21 protein-coding genes are annotated in these 21,452 nt (G+C 68.7%); 14 read left to right on the top strand and 7 right to left on the bottom strand.

What is annotated here, in order from left to right; all coding sequences use genetic code 11:
* Positions 1–4: 4 nt before the first annotated feature.
* The 3 genes from C8K38_RS18845 (at position 5) to C8K38_RS18835 (ending at position 5,813) form a co-directional block, all read left to right on the top strand.
* Positions 5–3,421 (top strand): BTAD domain-containing putative transcriptional regulator, encoded by a 3,417-nt coding sequence (locus C8K38_RS18845; protein WP_097212938.1) that lies wholly within the window; start codon positions 5–7, stop codon positions 3,419–3,421.
* Positions 3,422–3,542: 121 nt separating this feature from the next.
* Complete coding sequence (locus C8K38_RS18840; protein ID WP_097212937.1) at positions 3,543–4,928, top strand: FAD-binding oxidoreductase; 1,386 nt, start codon at positions 3,543–3,545, stop codon at positions 4,926–4,928.
* Positions 4,929–4,979: 51 nt separating this feature from the next.
* Entirely contained in the window at positions 4,980–5,813 is an 834-nt protein-coding gene (locus tag C8K38_RS18835; protein WP_097212936.1) for a DUF5602 domain-containing protein, read from the top strand.
* Positions 5,814–5,929: 116 nt separating this feature from the next.
* Here C8K38_RS18835 and C8K38_RS18830 read toward each other — a convergent pair whose 3' ends face one another.
* Together C8K38_RS18830 and C8K38_RS18825 are read right to left on the bottom strand one after the other, a co-directional pair.
* Positions 5,930–6,367, bottom strand: a complete 438-nt coding sequence (locus C8K38_RS18830; protein ID WP_097212935.1) for an OsmC family peroxiredoxin — start codon at positions 6,365–6,367, stop codon at positions 5,930–5,932.
* A 93-nt stretch (positions 6,368–6,460) separates the two neighbouring features.
* Entirely contained in the window at positions 6,461–8,050 is a 1,590-nt protein-coding gene (locus C8K38_RS18825; RefSeq protein ID WP_097212934.1) for an MFS transporter, read from the bottom strand.
* A gap of 205 nt (positions 8,051–8,255) precedes the next feature.
* On the opposite strand from C8K38_RS18825, the gene C8K38_RS18820 reads away from it, so the two are divergent.
* From C8K38_RS18820 to C8K38_RS18800, 5 genes are read left to right on the top strand one after another with little or no spacing between them, the layout of a single operon-like run.
* Positions 8,256–8,450: a CbtB domain-containing protein gene (locus tag C8K38_RS18820; protein ID WP_097212933.1), complete on the top strand. Its 195-nt coding sequence runs from the start codon at positions 8,256–8,258 to the stop codon at positions 8,448–8,450.
* Positions 8,451–8,501: 51 nt separating this feature from the next.
* A complete protein-coding gene (locus C8K38_RS28125) occupies positions 8,502–8,927 on the top strand; it encodes an SH3-like domain-containing protein (RefSeq protein ID WP_097212932.1) in 426 nt (141 codons plus the stop codon).
* Positions 8,924–9,220: an SH3-like domain-containing protein gene (locus C8K38_RS28120; RefSeq protein ID WP_097212931.1), complete on the top strand. Its 297-nt coding sequence runs from the start codon at positions 8,924–8,926 to the stop codon at positions 9,218–9,220. The genes C8K38_RS28125 and C8K38_RS28120 overlap by 4 nt, the downstream gene beginning before the upstream one ends.
* Positions 9,217–9,897 (top strand): thiocyanate hydrolase subunit gamma, encoded by a 681-nt coding sequence (scnC, locus tag C8K38_RS18805; RefSeq protein WP_077042974.1) that lies wholly within the window; start codon positions 9,217–9,219, stop codon positions 9,895–9,897. The genes C8K38_RS28120 and scnC overlap by 4 nt, the downstream gene beginning before the upstream one ends.
* On the top strand, positions 9,894–10,223 hold the full coding sequence (locus C8K38_RS18800) for a ScnB (RefSeq protein ID WP_097212930.1): 330 nt from the start codon (positions 9,894–9,896) through the stop codon (positions 10,221–10,223). Before scnC ends, C8K38_RS18800 begins: the two co-directional genes overlap by 4 nt.
* 25 nt (positions 10,224–10,248) lie before the next feature.
* Here the strand turns inward: C8K38_RS18800 and C8K38_RS18795 are convergent, their stop codons facing one another.
* Entirely contained in the window at positions 10,249–10,683 is a 435-nt protein-coding gene (locus tag C8K38_RS18795; protein ID WP_097212929.1) for a PaaI family thioesterase, read from the bottom strand.
* Positions 10,684–10,742: 59 nt separating this feature from the next.
* Between C8K38_RS18795 and C8K38_RS18790 the strand changes: the two genes are divergently transcribed.
* The 4 genes from C8K38_RS18790 to C8K38_RS18775 all read left to right on the top strand — a co-directional run bounded on the left by C8K38_RS18790 (position 10,743) and on the right by C8K38_RS18775 (position 13,648).
* Positions 10,743–11,357, top strand: a complete 615-nt coding sequence (locus tag C8K38_RS18790; RefSeq protein WP_097212928.1) for a TetR/AcrR family transcriptional regulator — start codon at positions 10,743–10,745, stop codon at positions 11,355–11,357.
* The gene (locus C8K38_RS18785) at positions 11,344–12,066 is read left to right on the top strand and encodes an HD domain-containing protein (RefSeq protein WP_257017585.1); all 723 of its coding nucleotides are present in this window, start codon (positions 11,344–11,346) and stop codon (positions 12,064–12,066) included. Before C8K38_RS18790 ends, C8K38_RS18785 begins: the two co-directional genes overlap by 14 nt.
* 27 nt (positions 12,067–12,093) lie before the next feature.
* Positions 12,094–12,726, top strand: a complete 633-nt coding sequence (locus tag C8K38_RS18780; RefSeq protein ID WP_097212987.1) for a hypothetical protein — start codon at positions 12,094–12,096, stop codon at positions 12,724–12,726.
* A gap of 97 nt (positions 12,727–12,823) precedes the next feature.
* The gene (locus tag C8K38_RS18775) at positions 12,824–13,648 is read left to right on the top strand and encodes a CPBP family intramembrane glutamic endopeptidase (RefSeq protein ID WP_179800626.1); all 825 of its coding nucleotides are present in this window, start codon (positions 12,824–12,826) and stop codon (positions 13,646–13,648) included.
* Here the strand turns inward: C8K38_RS18775 and C8K38_RS18770 are convergent.
* A complete protein-coding gene (locus tag C8K38_RS18770; RefSeq protein ID WP_097212926.1) occupies positions 13,622–15,070 on the bottom strand; it encodes an FAD-dependent oxidoreductase in 1,449 nt (482 codons plus the stop codon). The genes C8K38_RS18775 and C8K38_RS18770 overlap by 27 nt on opposite strands.
* A gap of 108 nt (positions 15,071–15,178) precedes the next feature.
* On the opposite strand from C8K38_RS18770, the gene C8K38_RS18765 reads away from it, so the two are divergent.
* Both C8K38_RS18765 and C8K38_RS18760 read left to right on the top strand, forming a co-directional pair.
* Complete coding sequence (locus C8K38_RS18765) at positions 15,179–15,799, top strand: TetR/AcrR family transcriptional regulator (RefSeq protein ID WP_097212925.1); 621 nt, start codon at positions 15,179–15,181, stop codon at positions 15,797–15,799.
* 68 nt (positions 15,800–15,867) lie between these two features.
* Positions 15,868–17,124, top strand: coding sequence for an esterase-like activity of phytase family protein (locus C8K38_RS18760; protein ID WP_218840986.1), 1,257 nt, complete (start codon positions 15,868–15,870; stop codon positions 17,122–17,124).
* Positions 17,125–17,197: 73 nt separating this feature from the next.
* On the opposite strand, the gene C8K38_RS18755 is transcribed toward C8K38_RS18760, so the two are convergent.
* The 3 genes from C8K38_RS18755 to C8K38_RS18745 form a co-directional block, all read right to left on the bottom strand.
* Positions 17,198–19,750, bottom strand: coding sequence for an ATP-dependent Clp protease ATP-binding subunit (locus C8K38_RS18755; protein WP_097212923.1), 2,553 nt, complete (start codon positions 19,748–19,750; stop codon positions 17,198–17,200).
* 303 nt (positions 19,751–20,053) lie between these two features.
* Entirely contained in the window at positions 20,054–20,989 is a 936-nt protein-coding gene (locus C8K38_RS18750) for an esterase/lipase family protein (protein ID WP_097212922.1), read from the bottom strand.
* 104 nt (positions 20,990–21,093) lie between these two features.
* A complete protein-coding gene (locus C8K38_RS18745) occupies positions 21,094–21,438 on the bottom strand; it encodes a histone-like nucleoid-structuring protein Lsr2 (RefSeq protein ID WP_097212921.1) in 345 nt (114 codons plus the stop codon).
* Positions 21,439–21,452: the final 14 nt, after the last annotated feature.

The raw sequence follows: 21,452 nt of genomic DNA, 5'->3' as shown, positions 1-21,452 counted from the left end.
GGGCATGATCTACCGGCTGCTCGGACCGCTGGAGGTGGCTCGAACCGACTCCGGCGGGCGAGTTCTCGACCTGGGACCGCGCAAGCAGCGCGCGGTGCTGGCGGTGCTGCTGCTCAGTCGCGGCCGGGTGGTGTCCACCGCCCGCCTGATCGACGCCCTCTGGGGTGACGACGCGCCTGCGAGCGCGATGGCGAGCATCCAGGCTTACATCTCCAACCTGCGGCGAGTGCTTCGCGTCGAGACCGGGGCCACGTCGCCGATCGTGCGGCAGCCACCGGGCTACGTCCTCGACGTCTCTGCCGACGAGATCGACCTCGCGACATTCCTCGACGATGCCGAGAACGCGCGGCGACTCGCGGAGGACGGGGTGTGGGAAGGGGCGCTCGAGACGGCCGATCGAGCACTCGCCTCGGTCCGCGGACAGCTGCTCGAGGATCTGAGTGACGAGCACTGGGTTCAGGTGGAGGCCGCCGGTTTCGACGAGGTACGGACCGAGTGCCGGGAGACCCGGATCACGGCGCTGCTCGCGCTGGGGCGGGTCCCACCCGCCCTCGTCGAGGCTACCCAGTTGTGCAGCGAATTCCCGTTCCGGGACCGCACGTGCTGGCTCCGAATGCTCGCCCTGCACCGGGCGGGCAGGTCGTCAGAGGCGTTGGAGCAGTTCCGCTCGCACGTCATCCGGCTCGACACGGAGCTGGGGCTCGTGCCGGGGACCGAACTGCACGCACTCCAGGGCGCGATACTCCGTCATGACCCGGGCCTGGCAGCGTGGCCACGTACACCGGGATGGACTGGGGCAGATCAGGTTCCACTGCCTGTGTCCCCGTCCTCCCACCATGACGCACCCGGATCGGGCGACGCGGCCGCGGCAGCGGAGCCGAGACGCGTGTTCGTCGGGCGCGGTAGCGAGACACACGTGATCGAGCGCATGCTCGACGATGTCCTCGGGGGATCGACACGGTGGTTGACGCTCACCGGCCCGGCCGGGATCGGGAAGACTCGGGTGGCCGAGGAGTGCGCGGCACGAGCAACGGCTGTGGGCGGGTCGGCGGTCTGGGCGCGGTGCCCGGAGGACGACGGGGCGCCGGCCTGGTGGCCGATACGCCGAATGGTGCGGGAACTCGGCGGCGAGGCGGATTCGGTGTTGATCCCCCCGACCGACGTCGATCCGGACGAGGCGCGGTTCGCCGTGTACGAACGGGTGCTGGGGGCGATCGAAACGGCGGCCGCAGGCAAGCCCGCGCTGACCATCGTCATCGACGACATCCAGTGGGCCGATCCGACCTCGCTGCGTTGCCTGACGTATCTCGTCGGGGCACTCCGCCACCGCGCGGTGTGGTTCGTGCTGACGCTGCGCGACTCCGACGCCGGGTCGGTCGGCAAACTCCTCGATGCCGTCCTTCGCGGGGAAGGCAACCGGCACGTCGAGGTGCCTGCACTGGAACCGAGCGAGGTCGAGGAGCTGGCCTGCCATGTCGCCGGTGAGCAGCTGAGCCCGGCCGAGGTGCGCGTCCTGACCGACCGGACAGGAGGCAACCCGCTGTTCGTCTCGGAGTACGCGCGGCTGCCGCGCGACGAGCGACTCGGTGACGGGATCCCGACAGCCGTTCGGTCGGTGCTGGGTCGACGGCTCGCGGCCGTGGAACCTGCTGTGTTGCAGGTGCTCCGAGTGGCCGCCGTGCTCGGTGACGCGATCGAGGTCGACGTCCTGGCCGCGGCGTCCCGCCTCGACATGGACACGCTGGCCGACTATCTCGACGACGCCGCCGACGAACGAATCATCGTGACAGCGCCCGGGTCCGCGGGCTACGGTTTCGCGCACGGATTGCTGCGGCACGAGGTTCTGCAGGCCATACCCCCGTTACGTCGACAGCGCATCCATGCGCGTGTCGCCGATATCCTGACGGAATCCTCCGATGCCGACCGATCCAGTCGGCGCGCCCAACACCTGTGCGCCGCACTGCCACTGGTGGATCCACGGAAAGTGCTCGACGCGTGCATTGTCGCGGCACGGGAGGCCACAGAACGATGGAGCTCGGAGACCGCGGCGCACTGGTGGGAGGTTGCAGTACGAACCTTCGACCTGCTGCCGGCATCGGAGCGCTCGCCCGACGATCGTGACGATCTACTGGTGGCCCGGGTGGAGGCACTGGCGCGCGCAGGCCGTGGACAGACGGTTCTCGACGTCGTCGAGGAGTGTCTGCTCGATGCGGTACGTGAGGGCCGCACCTCGGGTGCGGGCCGTTTGGCCGCCACCCTTCTGCGTGCTGCAGGGGCGTGGCCATGGGTGTCGTACGGCCGGGATCCGGGGCCCCTGCTCGAACGCCTCGGAGCACTGGAACCGTTCGTCGCGTCCGATCGAGCCGCACATGCCCAGGTCCTCGCGGCGCTCGCCGTCGGCAGCTGCTATCACCCGGACGGGGAGGTGCCCGACGAGATGAGCCGCCGGGCACTCGAGCTGGCTCGCACCCACGGGGATCCGGACGTGGTGGCCGACGCATTGCTGGGACGGATACTCCTCTTCTCGGGGGTGGCGCGGCACAGCCGAGAATCCGTCGAATTGTTGACCGAACTCTTACAACTGCCACACGAGCAGTCGCGGGTCGACGATGTGATCGCGCACGCCGTCGCGAGCATGACGCAGATGAACCTCGCTGATACCGAGGCCGCCATCGCGCACGTGCGTCAGGGAATCATCGGTTGCGACCTGTTGCGCCTACCCGTGGTTCGAGTCCAACTGAGGTGGATGGAAGGAACTCTCGCGGAATGGCGCGGCGACTTCGAGCGGACCGCGCAGCAATACGACACGGCACGGCAGATTCACCTGCAAACCGAGTTGTACACCGCGGGCAGCGACGACCTCGCCGTGAACAGCCTGAAGTGGGCGCAGGGCGAGCTGGCCGACATGTCGCCGGGCTTTGTCGAGCCGAGGGCCTGGGATATCGCGATCGCGGCGGCGAGGGGGGACCGGCGGGCCGCGGCCGACGGCATTGCGCGCTGGACGTCGGATCCGGGACCGAACGTGTGGACCACACTGGGACACCAGACGTTGATCGCTCACGTGATCGCCGACCTGTCCCTGTCCGAGTATGCCGACCTGTTTCTCGGACTCCTCGCACCGTTCACGGATCGGATCGCGACCGTCGGGCAGGTCGGGGTCGTCGGGACGGTTGCGGAGGCGGTCGCGCGTCTGCACTCGATGCTCGGGCAGACCGACCAGGCATCGGCGCTGTTGGAGCAGGCCGAGCAGATCGGGGGCCGGACGTCGGGTGCGCCGACGCTGCTGCGATGCAGACTGCTCCGCGCGCAGCTCGCACCCGACTCGCCGGAGCGCGCCGCTGAGTTGTCCGCCATTGCGGAGGAATCCGAGCGCCGCGGCATGCGCGGGCTGACGGCGCAGGCACGGTTGCTGCTCGTCTGACCTCGGGCCGCCGACTTGGTGGAATCTTGGATCCGCGGTCGTGCTCGTCGCAAGAACCACCCAAGAGGGCCCGGACATTCTTCCTTCACGTCCCGAAAGCGGACAACGAAAGGAAGTTTCGATGGAGCTCCAGACCTCTGCAGCCGATGCCACCATCGCGTCGTTGCGTGCACATCTCAACGGATCGGTTTCCCTTCCCGGCGAACCCGGCTACGAGTTGGCCACGCCGTGGAACCTGGCGATCCCGGTCGCACCGCGCGCGGTCGTCGCGGTGGCCGACGCGGACGATGTCGCGGCGACCATGCGCTTCGCGGCACAGCACGGTCTCCGGGTCGCCGTGCAGCGCACCGGGCACGGCGCGGTCGCACTTCGCGATGACGTTCTCCTGGTACACACCGGGCAACTGAACGGGTGCTTCGTCGATCCCCTCGGCCGCACCGCGCGAGTCGGGGCCGGGACGATCTGGCAGGACGTCCTCGACGCGGCGGCACCACACGGCCTGGCACCGCTGACGGGTTCCTCCGCCACCGTCGGAGTCGCAGGCTTTCTCACCGGAGCCGGAATCGGGCCGCTGGTACGGACCTACGGACTGTCCTCCGACCAGGTGCGGGCGTTCGACGTCGTGACCGGGGACGGCGAGAAGCTGCGTGTCACCCCCGACGAGCATGCCGAACTGTTCTGGGGCCTGCGCGGCGGCAAGGCAACTCTGGGGATTGTCACTGCGGTGGAGATCGATCTGCTTCCGATCACCCAGATCTACGGTGGTGCACTCTATTTCGACGGTTCGGATGCTGTGGATGTTGCCCATGCGTGGCTCGACTGGTGCCGCGACCTGCCCGAGCACAGCTCGACGTCGATCGCGTTCCTGCAACTTCCCCCGTTGCCGCAGGTTCCACCGCCCCTCGCCGGCCGGCTGACGCTCGCCGTGAGGTTCGCGAGTGTCGCACAAGAACACGAGGCCGAGGACCTGATCGCGCGACTGCGCGCGGTGGCAACGCCACTGATCGATGCCATCGGTGTGATGCCCTATGCGGCGCTCTCCGCGATACACGCCGATCCTGTCGACCCGATGCCGGTCCACGAGTTCAGTGGCCTCACCGGGCCGCTGTCACACGAGGCCGTCGACGCCCTGCTCGCGGTGGCAGGACCGGGTTCCGGATCGCCGCAGACGGTGATCGAGCTCCGACTGCTCGGTGGCGCGTTGGCCCGCGAACCACGGCACCGCAGCGCCTTCTGCCATCGAGATGCCTCGTTCGCACTGATGGGTGCGGGCGTGCTGACTCCGCCACTCGCACAGTCGGTCGTCGAACACGCTCTCGTCGTCGAACAGGCGATGGCGGCGTGGACCACCGGAGCGACCCTGCCCAACTTCGCGGCCAGCGCCGACCCGGAACGGATCGCGCGGTCCTACGACGAGGACACCGTTGCTTGGCTCAGCGCCCTGGCAAACGAGCACGACCCGCGCGGGGTCCTGCGCATCGGTCAGGTCGTGCGCACTCCGGCGTGAACCCGCAACCGCGAGACTGCACGACCGACCACCGCATCGAGAGGCTTCACCATGACCACAATTCGGACTGCTGCCCGCATGACGGTCGCGGCGTGCGCGACCGCATTGCTCGCCGGATGCAGCGCACCGTCGCATTCGCACGCGCATGGTGGGTCGACCGGCGCTGCCGGTGCCGCCACGGGCACCCAGTTGGGCGAGGAGAGCCCACTGGGGCTCGGAACTTCCAGGACCTACGTCGTCAGTGACGATGCCGGACGCCCCACTGAGGTCGGCATTCGGATCTCGGAAGCCGCACTCGACGGGCTGCCCGACGGTCCCGATGCGACCACTCAGATGTCGATGCTCGCGTTGCCATCGGACGCACCCGACACGGGTTTCGATCACGTCATGCTCGACTGGAACCCCCACGGCCACGAGCCGGCGGCACTCTTCGGCAAACCGCACTTCGACATGCATTTCTACACGGAGGCCGTGCAGCACGACATCGATCCCACTGCACCGGATTTCGCACGGCAGGCGGCGAATCTGCCTGATCCGAAATACATTCCGCAGGGATATGCACCCCCACCGGGGCCTGCGGCGGCGAATGCGGTGCCCTTCATGGGACTGCACTGGACCGATGACGCAGACAACGCGGTCCCCGGGTCCTTCGACTTCACCGAGGTGCTCCTCACCGGATCCTGGGACGGGAAGTTCACCTTCATCGAACCGATGATGACGCTGGAATGGCTGAAGACCCGGCCCTCCTTGCGCGAGGACGTGAAGCAGCCGGCCTCGTATCAGAGCACCGGCTACTACCCGACCGTCTACTCCGTCCGCTTCGACGAGCAGGCACGCGAGTACGTCATCGCGCTCGGCGGCCTGACCATGCGTCAGGCGTCGTGAGTCATCCGACCAAGGGCATCGGTCGTATCGGTCGCGTGGGGGGGGAGGCCGTGTGCGGGCGCCGGATGCACCTCGAGGGGTGGTGCTCTCGTGCACCCGCGCCCTGCCACTACCCGCTAGGTGACCAGCGCCGCATCGAGGGTGATGGGGACCCCGGTCAGGGCCTTGCTCACCGGGCAGGTCTGCTTGGCGGCCTGCGCCGCCGCGGCGAATCCGTCGGCGTCGAGTCCGTCGACCTCGCCTCGGACGGTGAGCGCGATCCCGGTCAGCTTGAATCCGGGGTCGTCGGGTCCCAACGTCACGTCCGCGGTGATCTCCAGGCTCTGCGGGGTGCCGCCCGCCTCGGCGATCAACGCGGAGAGCTGCATGGCGTAGCAGGACGTGTGCGCCGCGGCGATCAACTCCTCCGGGCTCGTGGTCCCGTCGGCATCGTCGGCGGCACGCTTGGGGAACGAGACCTCGAAGGTGCCCGCACCGGAACTGCTGAGTTCGACCTGACCGGACCCTTCCTGCAGGGTGCCGTTCCAGGCCGTGCGGGCGGTGCGTGTCGGCATGAGTGTTCCTTCCGTCAGGCGAGAGTGCGGTCAGGACCAGTGTTCCCCGGGTTCGCGCCCCGAACCACCCGAATCCGGCACCCGATCCCGGCGCTACACGCCGCTCGGCTGCTCCGCGGCGGTGTCCACCTCGTGGTAGCGCGCCAAGAGGGTTCGTTCCTCCTCGCGCTTCGGGAACGCGAAGAAGACCAGGACGGCGCCGACCAGCACGATGAGGATCGCCGCCGCGTACGCCTTGGTGTCGCCGTCGAGGAAGGCCGACCGTGCCGCGGTCATGATCGGCTCGGCGTACTGCGGATACCGCTCTGCGATGTTCGCGGCGCCTGCGAAGGACTTCTCCAGGGTGGACTCCACCTCCGAGCTGACCTGGCTCGCCTCTGGCGTCGCGTTGAGGGCCGCGGTGAACGAGGCCGTGTAGCCCGCTGTCAGAAGCGCGCCGAGCACGGACTGGACGATGGCGCCGCCGAGGTCGCGCTGCAGATCCGCGGTGCCTGAGGCCATCCCGGCCCTGGACACCGGAACCGAGCCGGTCAGCGACCGGGAAGCAGGCGTACCCGCGAGCCCAACCCCGATGCCGAGGAAGATGTAGCCGAGCGCGATCTTCCAGTACTGTGCGTCCTCCTTCCACAGCAGCAACGCCACCACCAGCCCCGCCAGGATTGCCGTGTACCCGAGCAGCAGGGTGAACCGGGCACCGTGGGATTCGACCAGCTTTGCCGACTGCGGCGCGACCAGCACCATCACCGCGGCTGCGGGCAGCCCCGCCGATCCCGCGGCGAGCGTGGAGTACCCCAGCACGTTCTGCATGAACTGCTGGCCGATGTACATCGTGCCCATCAGGGTTCCGAACACCACGATGCCCGCCACCGCGGCCACCCAGAAGATCCGTCGGCTCGCGATCCGCAGGTCGAACAGGGGCGCGGGTGCGCGCAGCTGCCGGAACACGAAGACCACGCCTGCCGCCAACGCGATGATGAGTAGCCCCACCGCGGTGGCGCCCATCCCGTCGACCGGCGCGAAGTTGATGCCGAGGACCAGCGCGGCGACGAGGACGACGGACACCATGCCGCCGAGATGATCGACGGGATCGGTGGACTCGTTGACGTGGCTGGGTACGAAGGTGATCGCCAGGACGAGCGCGATCAACGCCAGCGGCAGCGTGATGAAGAAGACCGAGCCCCAGTCGAACCACTGCAGCAACGCCCCCGACGCGAGCGGCCCCAGCGCCGAGATGCCGCCGCCGATCGACGACCACAGCGCGATCGCCTTGGTCCTCGCGGGGCCGGACCATAGCGCCGTGATCAGGGCCAGCGTGGTCGGGAAGGCCAGCCCCGCGCTGATTCCGCCGAACAGCCGAGCCAGGAACAGCACCTCGACGCTCGGCGCGAAGGCGGCCACCAGGCTGGCCGGTATCGACAACACCATGCCCAGCACCAGCATCGTCTTGCGGCCGTACCGGTCGCCGAGGGCGCCCAGGTACAGCACCGACGCCGCTAGACCGACCGAGTAGCCGACCGCGATCAGGTTCAGCTGGGTCTGGCTGGCGTCGAACGCCTTTCCGATGTCCGGGAGCGCGACGTTCGCGACCGCGAGGTTCAGGTTCGCCACGGCGGCGACGGTGATGAGCGAGAGCAGGACGAGTGGGGCCCGCGAGGGCCGGTCTCCTGAGGTAGTGATCGCCACCCGCCAAGTTCACACCAAACCCGGGCCCGCCGCCCTATCGGCGCGCCCACGTGGCCCTTCGGGACTCCGCGGAAAAGCCGGGATCGGCGCGGAGCCGCGGTGTAGCCTCAGATTGCGGTGAACGTGATGGGGATCACTCCCCCGCGCCGCGGGCACACGCCGAGCTTCAGCTGGATCACGGGACGTCCCGTCACCAGGAGGAACCATGGCCCTAGTCCATTCACCAAGCGGGACAGCGGAGTCGCTGCGCGCGATCACCCTCGTCGTCGGCGTGATCCTGCTCGCGCTGCTCACCCTCTACCTGGTCGGATTCGACCAGGGAGCGATCTCACGCACCGGCATGTACATGCACGAACTGATGCACGACGGCCGTCACCTGCTCGGCTTGCCCTGTCACTAGCCGAAGCAGCGAACACGATCGGCAAGAGGCTCACGAACGACGGAGACCTCGATGAGTTCACCGAACAGTTTCGACGCACTGCAGACTCGGGTCGCGGATATCGCACCGGTCTACCGCAATCCGCTCGACTCGCCCTACGAGCTCTCCAACGAGATGTTCGCGGCGTTGCGGCACGTCCTCCACGACGTCGGCGGCCAACCCGACCTCCCGATCGAGTACGAGGAGAAGGTCGAAGAGCCCTGGGAGATGAGCACGTACGTCACCTGCGAATGCCTGGGCTGGCGCGGCGTGTGGAACTCCGAGGAGCGGCGCCGGGCGGAGAACGACCTCGGCGCGACGCTCTACTTCGGACTCCCCTACTACGCCCGTTGGGCCACCGTCGCCGCGAAGACCCTGATCAACAAGGGTCTGATCACCCCAGACGAACTGTCGGCCAAGCTGGACGAGGTGCGGGCACGGACCGAGGCGGCGTCATGACGAGGTTCCAGATCGGAGACCGCGTCACCGTCAAGGACGCGACGTCGATGTTCCACACCAGAACCCAGGCGTACACCCGCGGCCGGACCGGGGTGGTGGTCGAGCACCGCCCGGAGTGGGTGATCCCCGAGGACGAGGCGTGGGGACGCGAGGACGGCCGCAAAGAACCCTTCTACGTCGTGCGGTTCCTGCAGCGCGACCTGTGGCCGAAGTACACCGGATTTGACGCCGACACCCTCGAGACCGAGTGCTCGGAGCGGTGGCTGGAACCCGCCGAGGAGGAGCCGAAGTGAGCCAGACGCACGATCACCACGCACCGATCCAGGAGTCAGGAGAGATCAGCGAGTTCGAGATCCTGGAGACCGCCGTCCGGGAACTGGCGATCGAGAAGGGCCTGTTCTCGGCGGAGGACCACCGGCGCTTCTCGGAGTGGGCCGAGTCCGTCGGTCCCGCTGGCGGATCGCGGCTGGTGGCCAAGGCCTGGACGGACCCCGAGTTCAAGGCACGTCTGCTCGCCGACGGCACCGAGACCTGCAAGGAGGTCGGCATCGACTGGCGGGATCCGACCGGGTCCGGGACCCCGAGCGACTACACGTACTTCTACGTCCTGGAGAACACCCCGACGGTGCACAACGTGATCGTCTGCACCCTGTGTTCCTGCTACCCGCGGCCGGTGCTCGGCATGTCGCCGGACTGGTACCGGACCCCGAACTATCGGAGGCGCCTGGTCCGCTGGCCGCGAGAGGTGCTCGCGGAGTTCGGATTACACATGCCACCCGAGGTCGAGGTGCGGGTGCACGACTCGAACCAGAAGTCGCGGTTCATGGTGATGCCGATGCGACCCGAGGGCACCGAGGGGTGGACCGAGGAACAGCTCGCCGCCATCGTCACGCGCGACACCATGATCGGGGTCGCGCTACCCCAGGTCGACTGGACCGCCTCCGAGCCCCCGTCGAAGGTCGGTGCGTGATGAGCGACGGATACCGCGTGCTGTTCGACACGCTCGAGCCCGGATCGCGGCGCGAGTCGAGCCTGCCCGAGCTGGACGGGAAGCCCGCGCCGTGGGAGTCGAGCATGCAGGCCACCTGCGAATGCCTGTCCTGGCGGGGGGCACTGGACAACCTGGAGCGACGCGAGGCCGAGGACGAGCTCGGCGAGACCATCTACCTCGATTTCCCGGTCCGGGCACGCTCGGCGGTGGTGACCGCGCACGCCCTGCTGGACCTGGGCATCATCGACCAGGAAGAGCTGCGGTCGAAGATGGAGGCGGTGCGGGAACGGTTCGAGCGCGAATGACGCCACCGGCGAGAATCGCCGCCGTTCAGCCGACCTGATACGTCCCCATGCCCCTGGCCACCAGCGTGCCCCCGGCCGTGGTCACGATGTCGACGGAGCAACTGCTCAGTCGACGGCCCTGCCGCACTCGCGTTCCGATGATGTCGACGTCCTCGGCGAACGCCGGCTCCAGGAACTGGATCGACATGGCGACGGTGACGCCCCGCAGCTTCTCGGGGACCCTCGGCCCGGCCCACGCCGCGGCCATGATCCCGATGTCGATGCACCCCGCGAGCGCACCGCCGTGGACCATCTCGCCGACGGTGACCAGGTTTTCGCGGAACGGCATGCGCAGGCGTGCGTGCTCGTCGCCGATGTCGACGAGCTCGATACCGAGGTGCTGCACGAAGGGCGAATGCGGCAGGAACAGCCGCATCGCCTCGGAGCCCGTGGTGGGTGCCTGGATTGTTGCCTCGGACATGACCTCACCCCTTAATCAGAGTTTGACTACGTTTTCGGAACTGTACTACGGTTTCTGGCATGAGCCTAGACCCGCCGGCCGACCGCAGGCGCCGCCGCACACACACGGCCGTCCTCGACGCCGCGGATCTGCTGTTCACCCGGGACGGCTACCGCGCGACGAGCGTCGATGCCCTGGCGAACGAGGCGGATGTCGCGCTCAGCTCCATCTACGCGAACTTCCCCGGCGGCAAGTCCGACGTGTACGCCGCCCTCGCCTGCCGCACGGCGAGCGAGCACGCGGAGGGCATGCGCGAGGCGATGACCGGCGACACCGCCGAGGACCGACTCCTGGCGACCTTCGACGCGTACGTCGCGTTCCATCGCGCCCGACCGCTGGCCTTCCGGATCCTCGGCCTGACGGACGTCGACGACCGGGATTCCGAGATCGTGACGCAGGCCCGAATGCGCATCGACGCGACGCTGATCGGGATCACCCGCGACCTGGTGGCGGCGATCGGTTCGACCCTCCCCGGCACCGAGGAGATCGTGCTGCTGGCGTGGGCGACCGTCAACGGCGTGCTCAGCCTCGAGCTTCGCCACACGATCTCCCGCGCCAGCGCGGATTCGCTCATCGAGATGGCCCGGTCGGACGGCGCCCGCAGATTGAAGGAGTCGGCACATGCTCAGAGGTGAACTGGGCCGGGCCGACCGGCTCCGGATCATGCTGCAGGCGGCCACCATCCAGACCCGCGCGCTGCCAAGCCAATTGGCGAGAGTGCCGAAGTCCGGCCCGGCGACCCCGGCACTGATCGACCTGCCCGGTTCCGCCCTTGCCAGGGAGGCCCTCGAGCACGCCCGCGAGCTGCTCAGCCCCGGCGTCCTCGCGCACAGCCTGCGATGCTGGCAGTGGGCCATGCGATTTCGCGCGGTGGACGGCCTCGAACCCGACCCCGAGGCACTGTTCGTCGCGTGCGTCCTGCACGACACGGCACTGGGTGCGCCCGCCGACGCGCACGCCGGCTGCTTCGCGCTGCTGGGGGCCGACGAGGCCAGGCGGTTCGTGGTCGCCCGCGGCGCCCCCGCCGCCTCGGCGGAGACGGTGGCCACCGCGATCGCGCGTCACATGGACCCGCGCACGCCCACCGGGCACGGCCCCGAGGCCGCCCTGCTGCACGACGCCGCCCACCTCGACGTCGCCGGGTATCGGGTCCGGGACCTGCCTCCGGACGTGCTGCGCTCCGTCATCGCGGCACTCCCCCGCGACGGGCTGGGCGCGGAGTTCGGCGAGCTGGCCAGGCACGAGAGCCGGGTCAGGCCCCGATCGACGGTCGCCGTGCTGTGGCGCAGCGGGATGCGGATCCCCCTCCGCCTCAACCCCCTCGACCGGCTCGGAGTCGACTGACCGCGACGACGGCATAGCGTGCTGTTCATGATCCCCGATGACGATCCGACAACCCCGGCGCCTGCCGGCGGTGCCATCCGGATCGTGGTGCTGGCGCGCGCGGCCCACAGGAGGAGGCCGCGGAGGCGGGGGCCGGTCCTGGTCGGCATCGACGGCCCTTCAGGCGGAGGGAAATCCGCCCTCGCCGAGCACGTCTCCGCGGCACTCGGCGATGCGCCGGTCGTCCGGATGGACGACCTGTACCCCGGCTGGGACGGCCTTGCCGCGGCCGTTCCCCGGCTGGTGCGGTGGGTACTCTCCCCCGCCGGGCGCGGCCTGGTCCCGCGCTATCGGCGCTACGACTGGCATCGCGGCGGATACGCGGAGTGGCGCGCGGTCCACCGCCATCGATACCTGATCGTCGAGGGCGCCGGCGCGACGACCGGGCGGGCGCGGGGGTACTACGCGGTGCGGGTGTGGGTCGACGCCGACCCGGACGAGCGGATGCGGCGCGCCCTGCGGCGCGACGGCGACATGTTCCGGCCGCACTGGGACCGCTGGGCCCGGCAGGAGGCGGCGCTGTTCGGGCGGGACCGGACGCGGCGGGCCGCCCACGTCGTCGTCATCACGAGTACCGGTGCGGCGCCGGGCCTGAAGTCCCCGTCACTGGGCCCACGGTAGGAGACCGGCGGGACCAAGATCAGTTCCGGGGTGGATGCCCCCGGAGGGGTGCCCGCGCGAGGCTGAGCCGGTCGGTCTCCCGAAAGAAGGTCCCCGCGTGTTCCCACGCCTGCCCGATCGCACCGCGTCGATCGTCTACATCGTCCTGGTTCTGGTGGTCGCGCTCGGCACCGCGAACATCGCCGAGGGACTGCTGCTCGCCTTCTCGCCACTGCTGGTGGTTCTGGTCATGATGCTGGTCGTCACGCGGGAGGGCTACCGGCGCGACGGGTGGCGCCCGCTCGGCATGACCCGCCTCGGCCTGCGGTACTGGCCCTTCGCGCTGCTGGCCACCGCGGGCGTATCGGCACTCGCGATCGTCGGCGTCGCGCTGGCAGGCGCGGGGAGCCTCACCGCCCCTTCGGGCGACTGGCTGCAGTCCTCGCTCATCCTCTGCATCACGGGGCCGATCCTCGCGTTCGCCGAGGAGATCGGCTGGCGGGGATACCTGCAGCCGCGCCTTGAGTTCCTCGGCGAGCGGCGGGCGATGCTCGTGGTGGCCGTGGTGTGGATCTGCTGGCACCTCCCCTACATCCTGCTGACGCCGTACTACCACGCCGAGGGGCAGCGCGCCCTCGTGCTCATCCTGTTCGGCGCCGCGGTGGTCGCGTTCTCGTTCCTGTTCGGCTACCTGCGCATTCGCTCCGGCAGCGTGTGGCCGGCCGTCCTCGCGCACTTCGCGCACAACGCCTCGTTCGCGGTTCTCGCCACCTACGTGATCACCACCGACCACCCCGTAGTCGTCAACGAATACCTGGCCGGGGACACCGGCCTGTTCGTGCTGGTCGGCACCGCCGCCTGCGCGATCGCGCTCGCGCGACGCGGGGCGACCGTCAACGGGGATCCCGCGGAGCGCTCAACACTGACGTCCGGGCGAGGGTGACCCCGTCCACGCACCCAGCGCCGTGCGCCAGCCACCGTCACCTGCCGTGGTCCCGACCCACGCGATGTATCCGTCGGGGCGCACCAGCAGATCGGGCCCGGCGTCGGTTCGTTCGGCTTGGAGGACGTCGGTGTCGCAGCGGGTCGCACCGCGACGACGGACGAGCACGAACCCAGGGGTGCGTTGCATTTCGGTCAGTCGCCCCTGCCGCAACGGGACCTCGGTGGCGCGGGTGCCGACGAGCGAGTGCTGCCCGCGACCGTGCTGATAGCGCAGGGTGACGCCGGAGAAAGCGCCGGCGATCAGGTTCGAGATCGGCAGGAACTCGAGGACCCTCGGCGCGAGGAGGTCGCGGGCCCACCGCGCCAGGGCCGGCCTCAGCGTCACGGCCCGCATCATCGCGCCGCTCTGGAACAGCACGCGGCGGCCGATCGGGTGTCGCTCGGACTGGTAGGTGTCGAGGATCGCGTCATCGGCGCCGCCGAGAGCCAGGTCGAGTTTCCAGGCCAGGTTGGCGCCGTCCTGGATGCCGGTGTTCATGCCCTGGCCGCCCATCGGGGAATGCACGTGGGCAGCGTCGCCCGCCAGGAACACGCGTCCGTGTCGATAGTTCTCGACCTGCCGCTCGTCGCAGTGGAACCGCGACCGCCAGCTGATCTCGGCGACGCCGACCGTATGGCCAAGGGTCCGGCCGAGCACCTCCTCGACCTCCCCTGACTCCACCCCGGCGCTGTCCGGGAGCTGGTGGTTGCGGTCCCACGTCACGGACCGATACCAGCCGTCGTCGCCGTACGGCACGAGGAACGCGAACTCGTTCGCGGTGCTGCCGAGTACGGGCCCGCCGCCTCCTGGGCCGTTCTCGAGACGGACGTCCGCGAGGACGACGGACTCGAGGACGGTCTTGCCGGGGAACGGTGCGCCCAGCAACTCGCGAACGGTGCTGTGGGCGCCATCGGCACCGACGACGTAACGGGCCCGCCAGGCTCGGGTGGTGCCGCCGCCCTTGGGCCGAGCGGTGACGGTGACACCGTCGGCGTCCTGTTCCAGGCCAACGACTTCGGTACCCCGGTGAATGACGGCGCCCTGCTCGCAGGCGTACCGCAGGAGGGTCTGATCCATATTGGTCTGCGGGGTGATCAGGGCATACCGGTATCGCGACGGCAGCCGTGCCAGGTCGAGTGTCGCGTCTGCGAACAGGTGCACCACGGAAATAGTGGTGCCCAGTTCGAGCAGACCGTCCGCCAGGTTGCGGCTGTCGAGCACCTCCAGCGTGCGGGCCATCGTCGCGAATGCCCGGCTGGACGGATTGATCTGCGGCCAGCGTTCCAGGACGGCGACCTCGCGTCCGGCGCGGGCCAGATCACCGGCGATCGTCAGGCCCGTCGGGCCACCGCCCACCACGACCACATCGACCTGTTCCATGACTCGCGCTCCCGCTATGTCACCGACTGTTGACATAAACGGTACGCCGCTCCATCCTTCAAGTCCACGCTCGGTGACTTATCCGATCGTGCGGGATAGGTTCGGGGAATGAGCAGCACGAGCGTCGACAACACCGGACCCACCCGCGCCAGGAACGCCGAACAGACCCGCGCTGACATCCTCGCCGCGGCCCGAGCCCGCTTCGCCGCGGACGGATTCGACCGCACCACCCTGCGGGCCGTCGCGGCAGACGTGGGAATCGATCCCGCGCTGGTGATTCGCTACTTCGGCAGCAAGAAGGACCTTTTCGCGGCCGCCGCCCACGTCACGCTCGACTTCCCGGACCTGCGCGGCGTGCGACCCGACAGGCTGGCCGAGGTCCTGCTCCCCCGCTTCTTCGCCGTATGGGAGGGCCAGAGCACATTCCTCGCCCTGCTCCGCTCGGCGATGACCAGCGACAGCGCCGCGGCCACCATGAGAGCGGTCTTCGTCACCCAGGTGACGCCCGCACTGTCGGTGGTCACACCCGACGAACCCGCCCGGCGGATCGGCATGGTCGGCTCGTTCATCATCGGTCTGGCCACCGCCCGCTACGTGCTCGCCACCCCCGGGATAGCCGAGGCCGGCCACGCCGAGATCACGCGGTGGGCGGGTCCCGTCATCGAACATCTCCTGACCGGTCCGGCACCGGACGAACGGACGGACGAGATCACGACCCGACCGAGATGACCCGCCACACCCCGATGTTCGCCCGGCCGACGGCTGGTGGTCACCCGGCCGCCCTAGGTTCAGCCCTCATGCGCACTCACACAACCATGTTGACCGCGGCCGCCGCCGCGGTGCTCGCCGCCGTCGCGGCGGCTCCCGCCTCCGCCGCGCCGCCCGCGGCGCCGATCGTGAAGTCGTCCGCGACGCTGCCCGCCACCCCACTCTCCGACGTCCAGAAGCAGATCGCCGACGACCGGGGCGTCAATCTCGGCGGCATCGGCAGCGGCATCTTCCCCATGGGCGGAAACGAGTACTGGACCGTCACCGATCGCGGGCCCAACGGCGAGGTGAAGGTGGACGGCTCGGACCGCCGCACCTTCGTCGTCCCGGAGTTCACCCCCGCACTGGTCCGGATCCGGGTCGTGGGCGACCGCATCTCCGTCCTCGAGACCCTGCCGTTGACCACCCCCGCAGGCGCGCCCGTCACCGGCCTGTCGAATCTCCCGCGCGACGAGAAGCCGTACGCCGCCGATGCCGCCACACCGCTCCCGCTGAACCCCAACGGACTCGACACCGAGGGCGTGGTCCGCACTCCGGACGGCCATTTCTGGCTGGTCGACGAGTACGGTCCCTCCATCGTCGAGGCCGACGCCAAGGGCCGCGTCGTCGCCCGGCACGTGCCCGCCGGGCTCGAGGACGATTACGCCGCGGCCGGGGTCGCGTACCCGGTGACCGGCAGCCTCCCCGCAGGCCTGGCCGACCGGAAGGCCAACCGGGGCTTCGAGGACATCGCCCTGCTGCCCGACGGCCACACCGTCGCCGTCGCGCTGCAGAGTTCGCTCGTGGTCAGCGGCGACAAGGACCGCACCGTCACCGAGCTGCTCACCTTCGACACCGCGACCCGTGCCACCGTGCACGAGTTCGGCTACCAGTTCGACGACCCGTCCACCTTCGCCGCGGGCACCAGGGGCCGCGACCTGAAGATCTCCGCGCTGATCCCGCTGTCGCAGACCCGGGTCCTGGTCGAGGAGCGCACCGACACCGAGGCCCGGTTCCACGCCGTGGACCTGGACCCCGGCCGCGCGCTGATCACCAGCGCCGACAAGACGCTGTTCGCGAATCTCGCGGGCGTCGCGGGCGTGCCCGGCAAGATCGAGGGCGCCGCGATGCACGGCAACCGGCTGATCCTGATCTCCGACAACGACTTCGGCTTCGATGGCACCCGCGCCTACGCGGCAGGCGAGAAGGTCGCGGACAGCGGCATCGAGACGGTACTGGTCGAGGTGAAGATCGACGACGGCGGCGGATCCTCGGATCTCCCTTTCCCGGTGACGCCGCTCTCCTGAACCGCGAATTCCGCCTGAGACACGAAAACGCCCCGCGAGCTCTCGCTCGCGGGGCGTTTGTCGTACGTGAAACCTAGTCTGCGGAACCGCCCTCGACGGGGGCCTCACCGGCACCCGCCAGCGCCTCCGCGGGCGAATCGGGCACCTTGACCGGCTTCGGACTACCGGTGAACGTGAACTTCGCGTCCTCGCCGGCGCTCTCGCCGTCCCAGCCCTCGACGTCGACCAGCACGATCTGGCCGGCACCGAGCTCGTTGAAGAGGATCTTCTCGGAGAGCTGGTCCTCGATCTCGCGCTGGATGGTGCGACGCAGCGGCCGCGCACCCAGGACGGGATCGAACCCGCGCTTGGCGAGCAGCGACTTCGCCTGCTCGGTCAGCTCGATGTCCATGTCCTTGTTCTTCAACTGCTTCTCGACGCGGCCGATCATCAGGTCCACCATCTGGATGATCTGATCCTTGGTCAGCTGGTGGAAGACGATGATGTCGTCGATGCGGTTGAGGAACTCGGGCCGGAAGTGCTTCTTGAGCTCATCGTTGACCTTGAGCTTCATCCGCTCGTAGTTCGACTCGTTGCCCGTGCCGGAGGTGAAGCCCAGCCCGACGGCCTTGGAGATGTCCGCGGTGCCCAGGTTCGAGGTGAAGATCAGCACGGTGTTCTTGAAGTCGACCGTGCGGCCCTGACCGTCGGTGAGACGGCCGTCCTCGAGCACCTGCAGGAGGGTGTTGTAGATCTCCTGGTGCGCCTTCTCGATCTCGTCGAACAGCACCACCGAGAACGGCTTGCGCCGGACCTTCTCCGTGAGCTGGCCGCCCTCCTCATAGCCGACGTACCCGGGAGGGGCACCGAACAGCCGCGAGGCGGTGAAGCGGTCGTGGAACTCGCCCATGTCGATCTGGATGAGCGCGTCGTCGTCGCCGAACAGGAAGTTCGCCAGCGCCTTGGACAGCTCGGTCTTACCGACACCGGACGGGCCGGCGAAGATGAACGAACCGGACGGACGCTTCGGGTCCTTCAGGCCGGCACGGGTGCGGCGGATCGCCTTGGAGACCGCCTTGACAGCGTCCTCCTGGCCGATGATCCGCTTGTGCAGCTCGTCCTCCATGCGGAGCAGACGGGTGGTCTCCTCCTCGGTGAGCTTGAACACCGGGATGCCGGTCCAGTTGCCCAGGACCTCGGCGATCTGCTCGTCGTCGACCTCGGCAATGACGTCCAGGTCACCGGAACGCCACTGCTTTTCCCGCTCGGAGCGCTGGGCGACCAGCTGCTTCTCCTTGTCGCGGAGGTTCGCGGCCTTCTCGAAGTCCTGCGCGTCGATCGCGGACTCCTTCTCCCGGCGCGCGTCGGCGATCTTGTCGTCGAACTCGCGCAGGTCCGGCGGCGCGGTCATCCGGCGGATGCGCATTCGGGCGCCCGCCTCGTCGATGAGGTCGATCGCCTTGTCCGGCAGGAAGCGGTCGTTGATGTACCGGTCGGCCAGGGTGGCCGCGGCCACCAGCGCGCCGTCGGTGATCGAGACGCGGTGATGCGCCTCGTAGCGGTCCCGCAGACCCTTGAGGATCTCGATGGTGTGCTCGACAGTGGGCTCGCCGACCTGGACCGGCTGGAACCGGCGCTCGAGGGCGGCGTCCTTCTCGATGTACTTGCGGTACTCGTCGAGGGTGGTCGCACCGATGGTCTGCAGCTCGCCGCGGGCCAGCTTGGGCTTGAGGATCGAGGCCGCGTCGATGGCGCCCTCGGCCGCGCCCGCACCGACCAGCGTGTGCAGCTCGTCGATGAACAGGATGATGTCGCCGCGGGTGTTGATCTCCTTGAGCACCTTCTTCAGGCGCTCCTCGAAGTCACCGCGGTAGCGGCTGCCCGCGACCAGGGAACCCAGGTCGAGGGTGTACAGCTGCTTGTCCTTGAGCGTCTCGGGGACCTCGCCGTTGACGATGGCCTGTGCCAGGCCCTCGACGACCGCGGTCTTGCCGACGCCCGGCTCGCCGATGAGGACCGGGTTGTTCTTGGTCCGGCGGCTGAGCACCTGCATGACCCGCTCGATTTCCTTCGAGCGGCCGATGACCGGGTCGAGCTTGCCCTCGAGGGCGGCCTGGGTCAGGTTCCGGCCGAACTGGTCGAGGACCAGCGACGTCGACGGGGTGCCCGCCTCGCCGCGGGTGCCGCCCGCCTCGGAGGGTTCCTTACCCTGGTAGCCGGACAGCAGCTGGATGACCTGCTGACGGACCCTGTTCAGGTCGGCGCCCAGCTTGACCAGCACCTGGGCTGCCACGCCCTCGCCCTCACGGATGAGGCCGAGCAGGATGTGCTCGGTGCCGATGTAGTTGTGGCCGAGCTGCAGCGCCTCGCGCAGGCTCAGCTCCAGCACCTTCTTGGCGCGCGGGGTGAAGGGGATGTGACCGGACGGGGCCTGCTGACCCTGGCCGATGATCTCTTCCACCTGGCTGCGCACGCCTTCAAGGGAGATACCCAACGACTCCAGCGACTTCGCCGCCACGCCCTCACCCTCGTGGATGAGGCCGAGCAGGATGTGCTCTGTGCCGATGTAGTTGTGGTTGAGCATCCGGGCCTCTTCTTGGGCCAGGACAACAACGCGCCGCGCGCGGTCGGTGAACCTCTCGAACATCGCTCTCCCTCACGTTCTTCTTGGGGTAGATCCCTACACGGAATCCACGAGCCGCACCTCTACTCTAGTGGCCAGTGGTACGACCTGCGCCGCCTCCATCCCATTCACTGCGGGACAGTGTGCCTGCTTACTGGTCCTAACGCAGCAGCCAGGGGTTTCGTTTCCCGTCAGCTCTACGCCAGCAGCGAACAGGGGCAGATGCGGCATCGGCCGCACACCTTTTCCCAAGATCGCACAGCGATTGCACACCCAACGCGTGTGCGACCTTGTCAAAAGGTGTGCGCAGTGGATCGGGAGAAGGACTCAGCCGGCGATAGGCGGCACGAAGACGCAGGGCACCTCGCGCTGATGCGCGGGATCGAGGGCGTTGAGCACCATCGTCCGCGCGCGCCGCTCGCCCGCGATCGAGAGGTGGTCCGAGTAGTCCTGTTCGCAGCCGTCCTGCACGACGATATTGGTCGCCTGCGGCCCCGGCTCGATGCCGGAGGTGTACGGAACCACGATCTCGTCGTAGCGGGTGACGATGTTGGTGTACTCGATACCCGGCACGTACAGGCCGCCGGACCGCATGCGGTCAACGAACGCCGAGCCGTGCATCATCTCGGGACATGCTTTGCACGCAGGGAACCCGAGCTGGAATTCGTCGTCGACGCCCAACCCGCGCAGCGCGGCGCCGAGGCTGAACCCGTCGACCCCGTAGGTGCCGTCCCACGGCGGCGCCAACGAGACGATCCGGCCGACCTTGGTCGCCCCGCCACCGAACTTCACATAGTTGTTGGCCACCACGGTGCCCTGGGAGTGGCCGACCAGGTCCACCTTGTCGGCGCCGGTCGCGGCGAGCACCAGGTCCACGAACGCCGCGAGCTGCTCGGTGCTCTCGTCGATGGGGAGCATGCCGCCGATCCCGCTCAGCGGCGCCGGGAGGTCGGCGAAGTTGCCATAGGTGATGGCGAAGACGCAGAAACCCTCGTTCGCCAGCATCGGCGCGTACGCGGCCCAGTTGGTCTGCCGATTGCCCGCGGTGCCGTGCACCAGGACGACGGGTGTGGGATGTTCCGCGGTCGGCCGGCACGACCAGTCATTGCTGCCGGGCGCCGATCCGCCCGGATTGGTCAATTCCGGCATGACGCCGGAAAGAAAGGTATCGGGCTCGGGGAGGGGCGCTGCGCCCGCGGCGCCTGTGCTCCAGAACAACGCGGCCGCCGAAATCAATGAACCGATCACAATTCGCCAGCGCATGACACTCCCCCTCGAGTTGCTCCCTCGTCCGCCCGCCCGATCGCGAGGCTAACAGCCTGCATGCGATGGGGCGGGCGAAACGAGAGCACAAAACTTCGGGAAGATCAGTTGGCTTTGTTGTACGCCTCGGTGATTTCCGCCGAGATACGACCGCGGGCCGAAACCTTGTGGCCATTGCGCCGCGCCCACTCGCGAATCGCCGCACTCTGTTCGCGGTCGATCGCCACCCGACTCTTGCCGCCTGCTACCGCGGTCTTGGCCCGCCGACGCCCGGTGGACCGTCGTGCGTGGGAAACCCAAACCTCAAGCTGCTCGCGCAGTTTTGCGGCATTCGCTGACGACAGGTCGATCTCGTAGGTGACGCCGTCGAGACCGAACTCGACCGTTTCGTCGGCGGCCGCTTCCTGGTCCACATCATCGATCAGGGTGACGGTGACCTTTTTCGCCATGGATCGAGTTTCCT

Origin of the sequence: Rhodococcus sp. OK611 (assembly GCF_003050885.1) — a bacterium.
GTDB classification, from domain to species: domain Bacteria; phylum Actinomycetota; class Actinomycetes; order Mycobacteriales; family Mycobacteriaceae; genus Rhodococcus_G; species Rhodococcus_G oryzae.
Note: the sequence above shows the minus strand (reverse complement) of the source record. Positions and strands in the feature narration are given on the sequence as shown.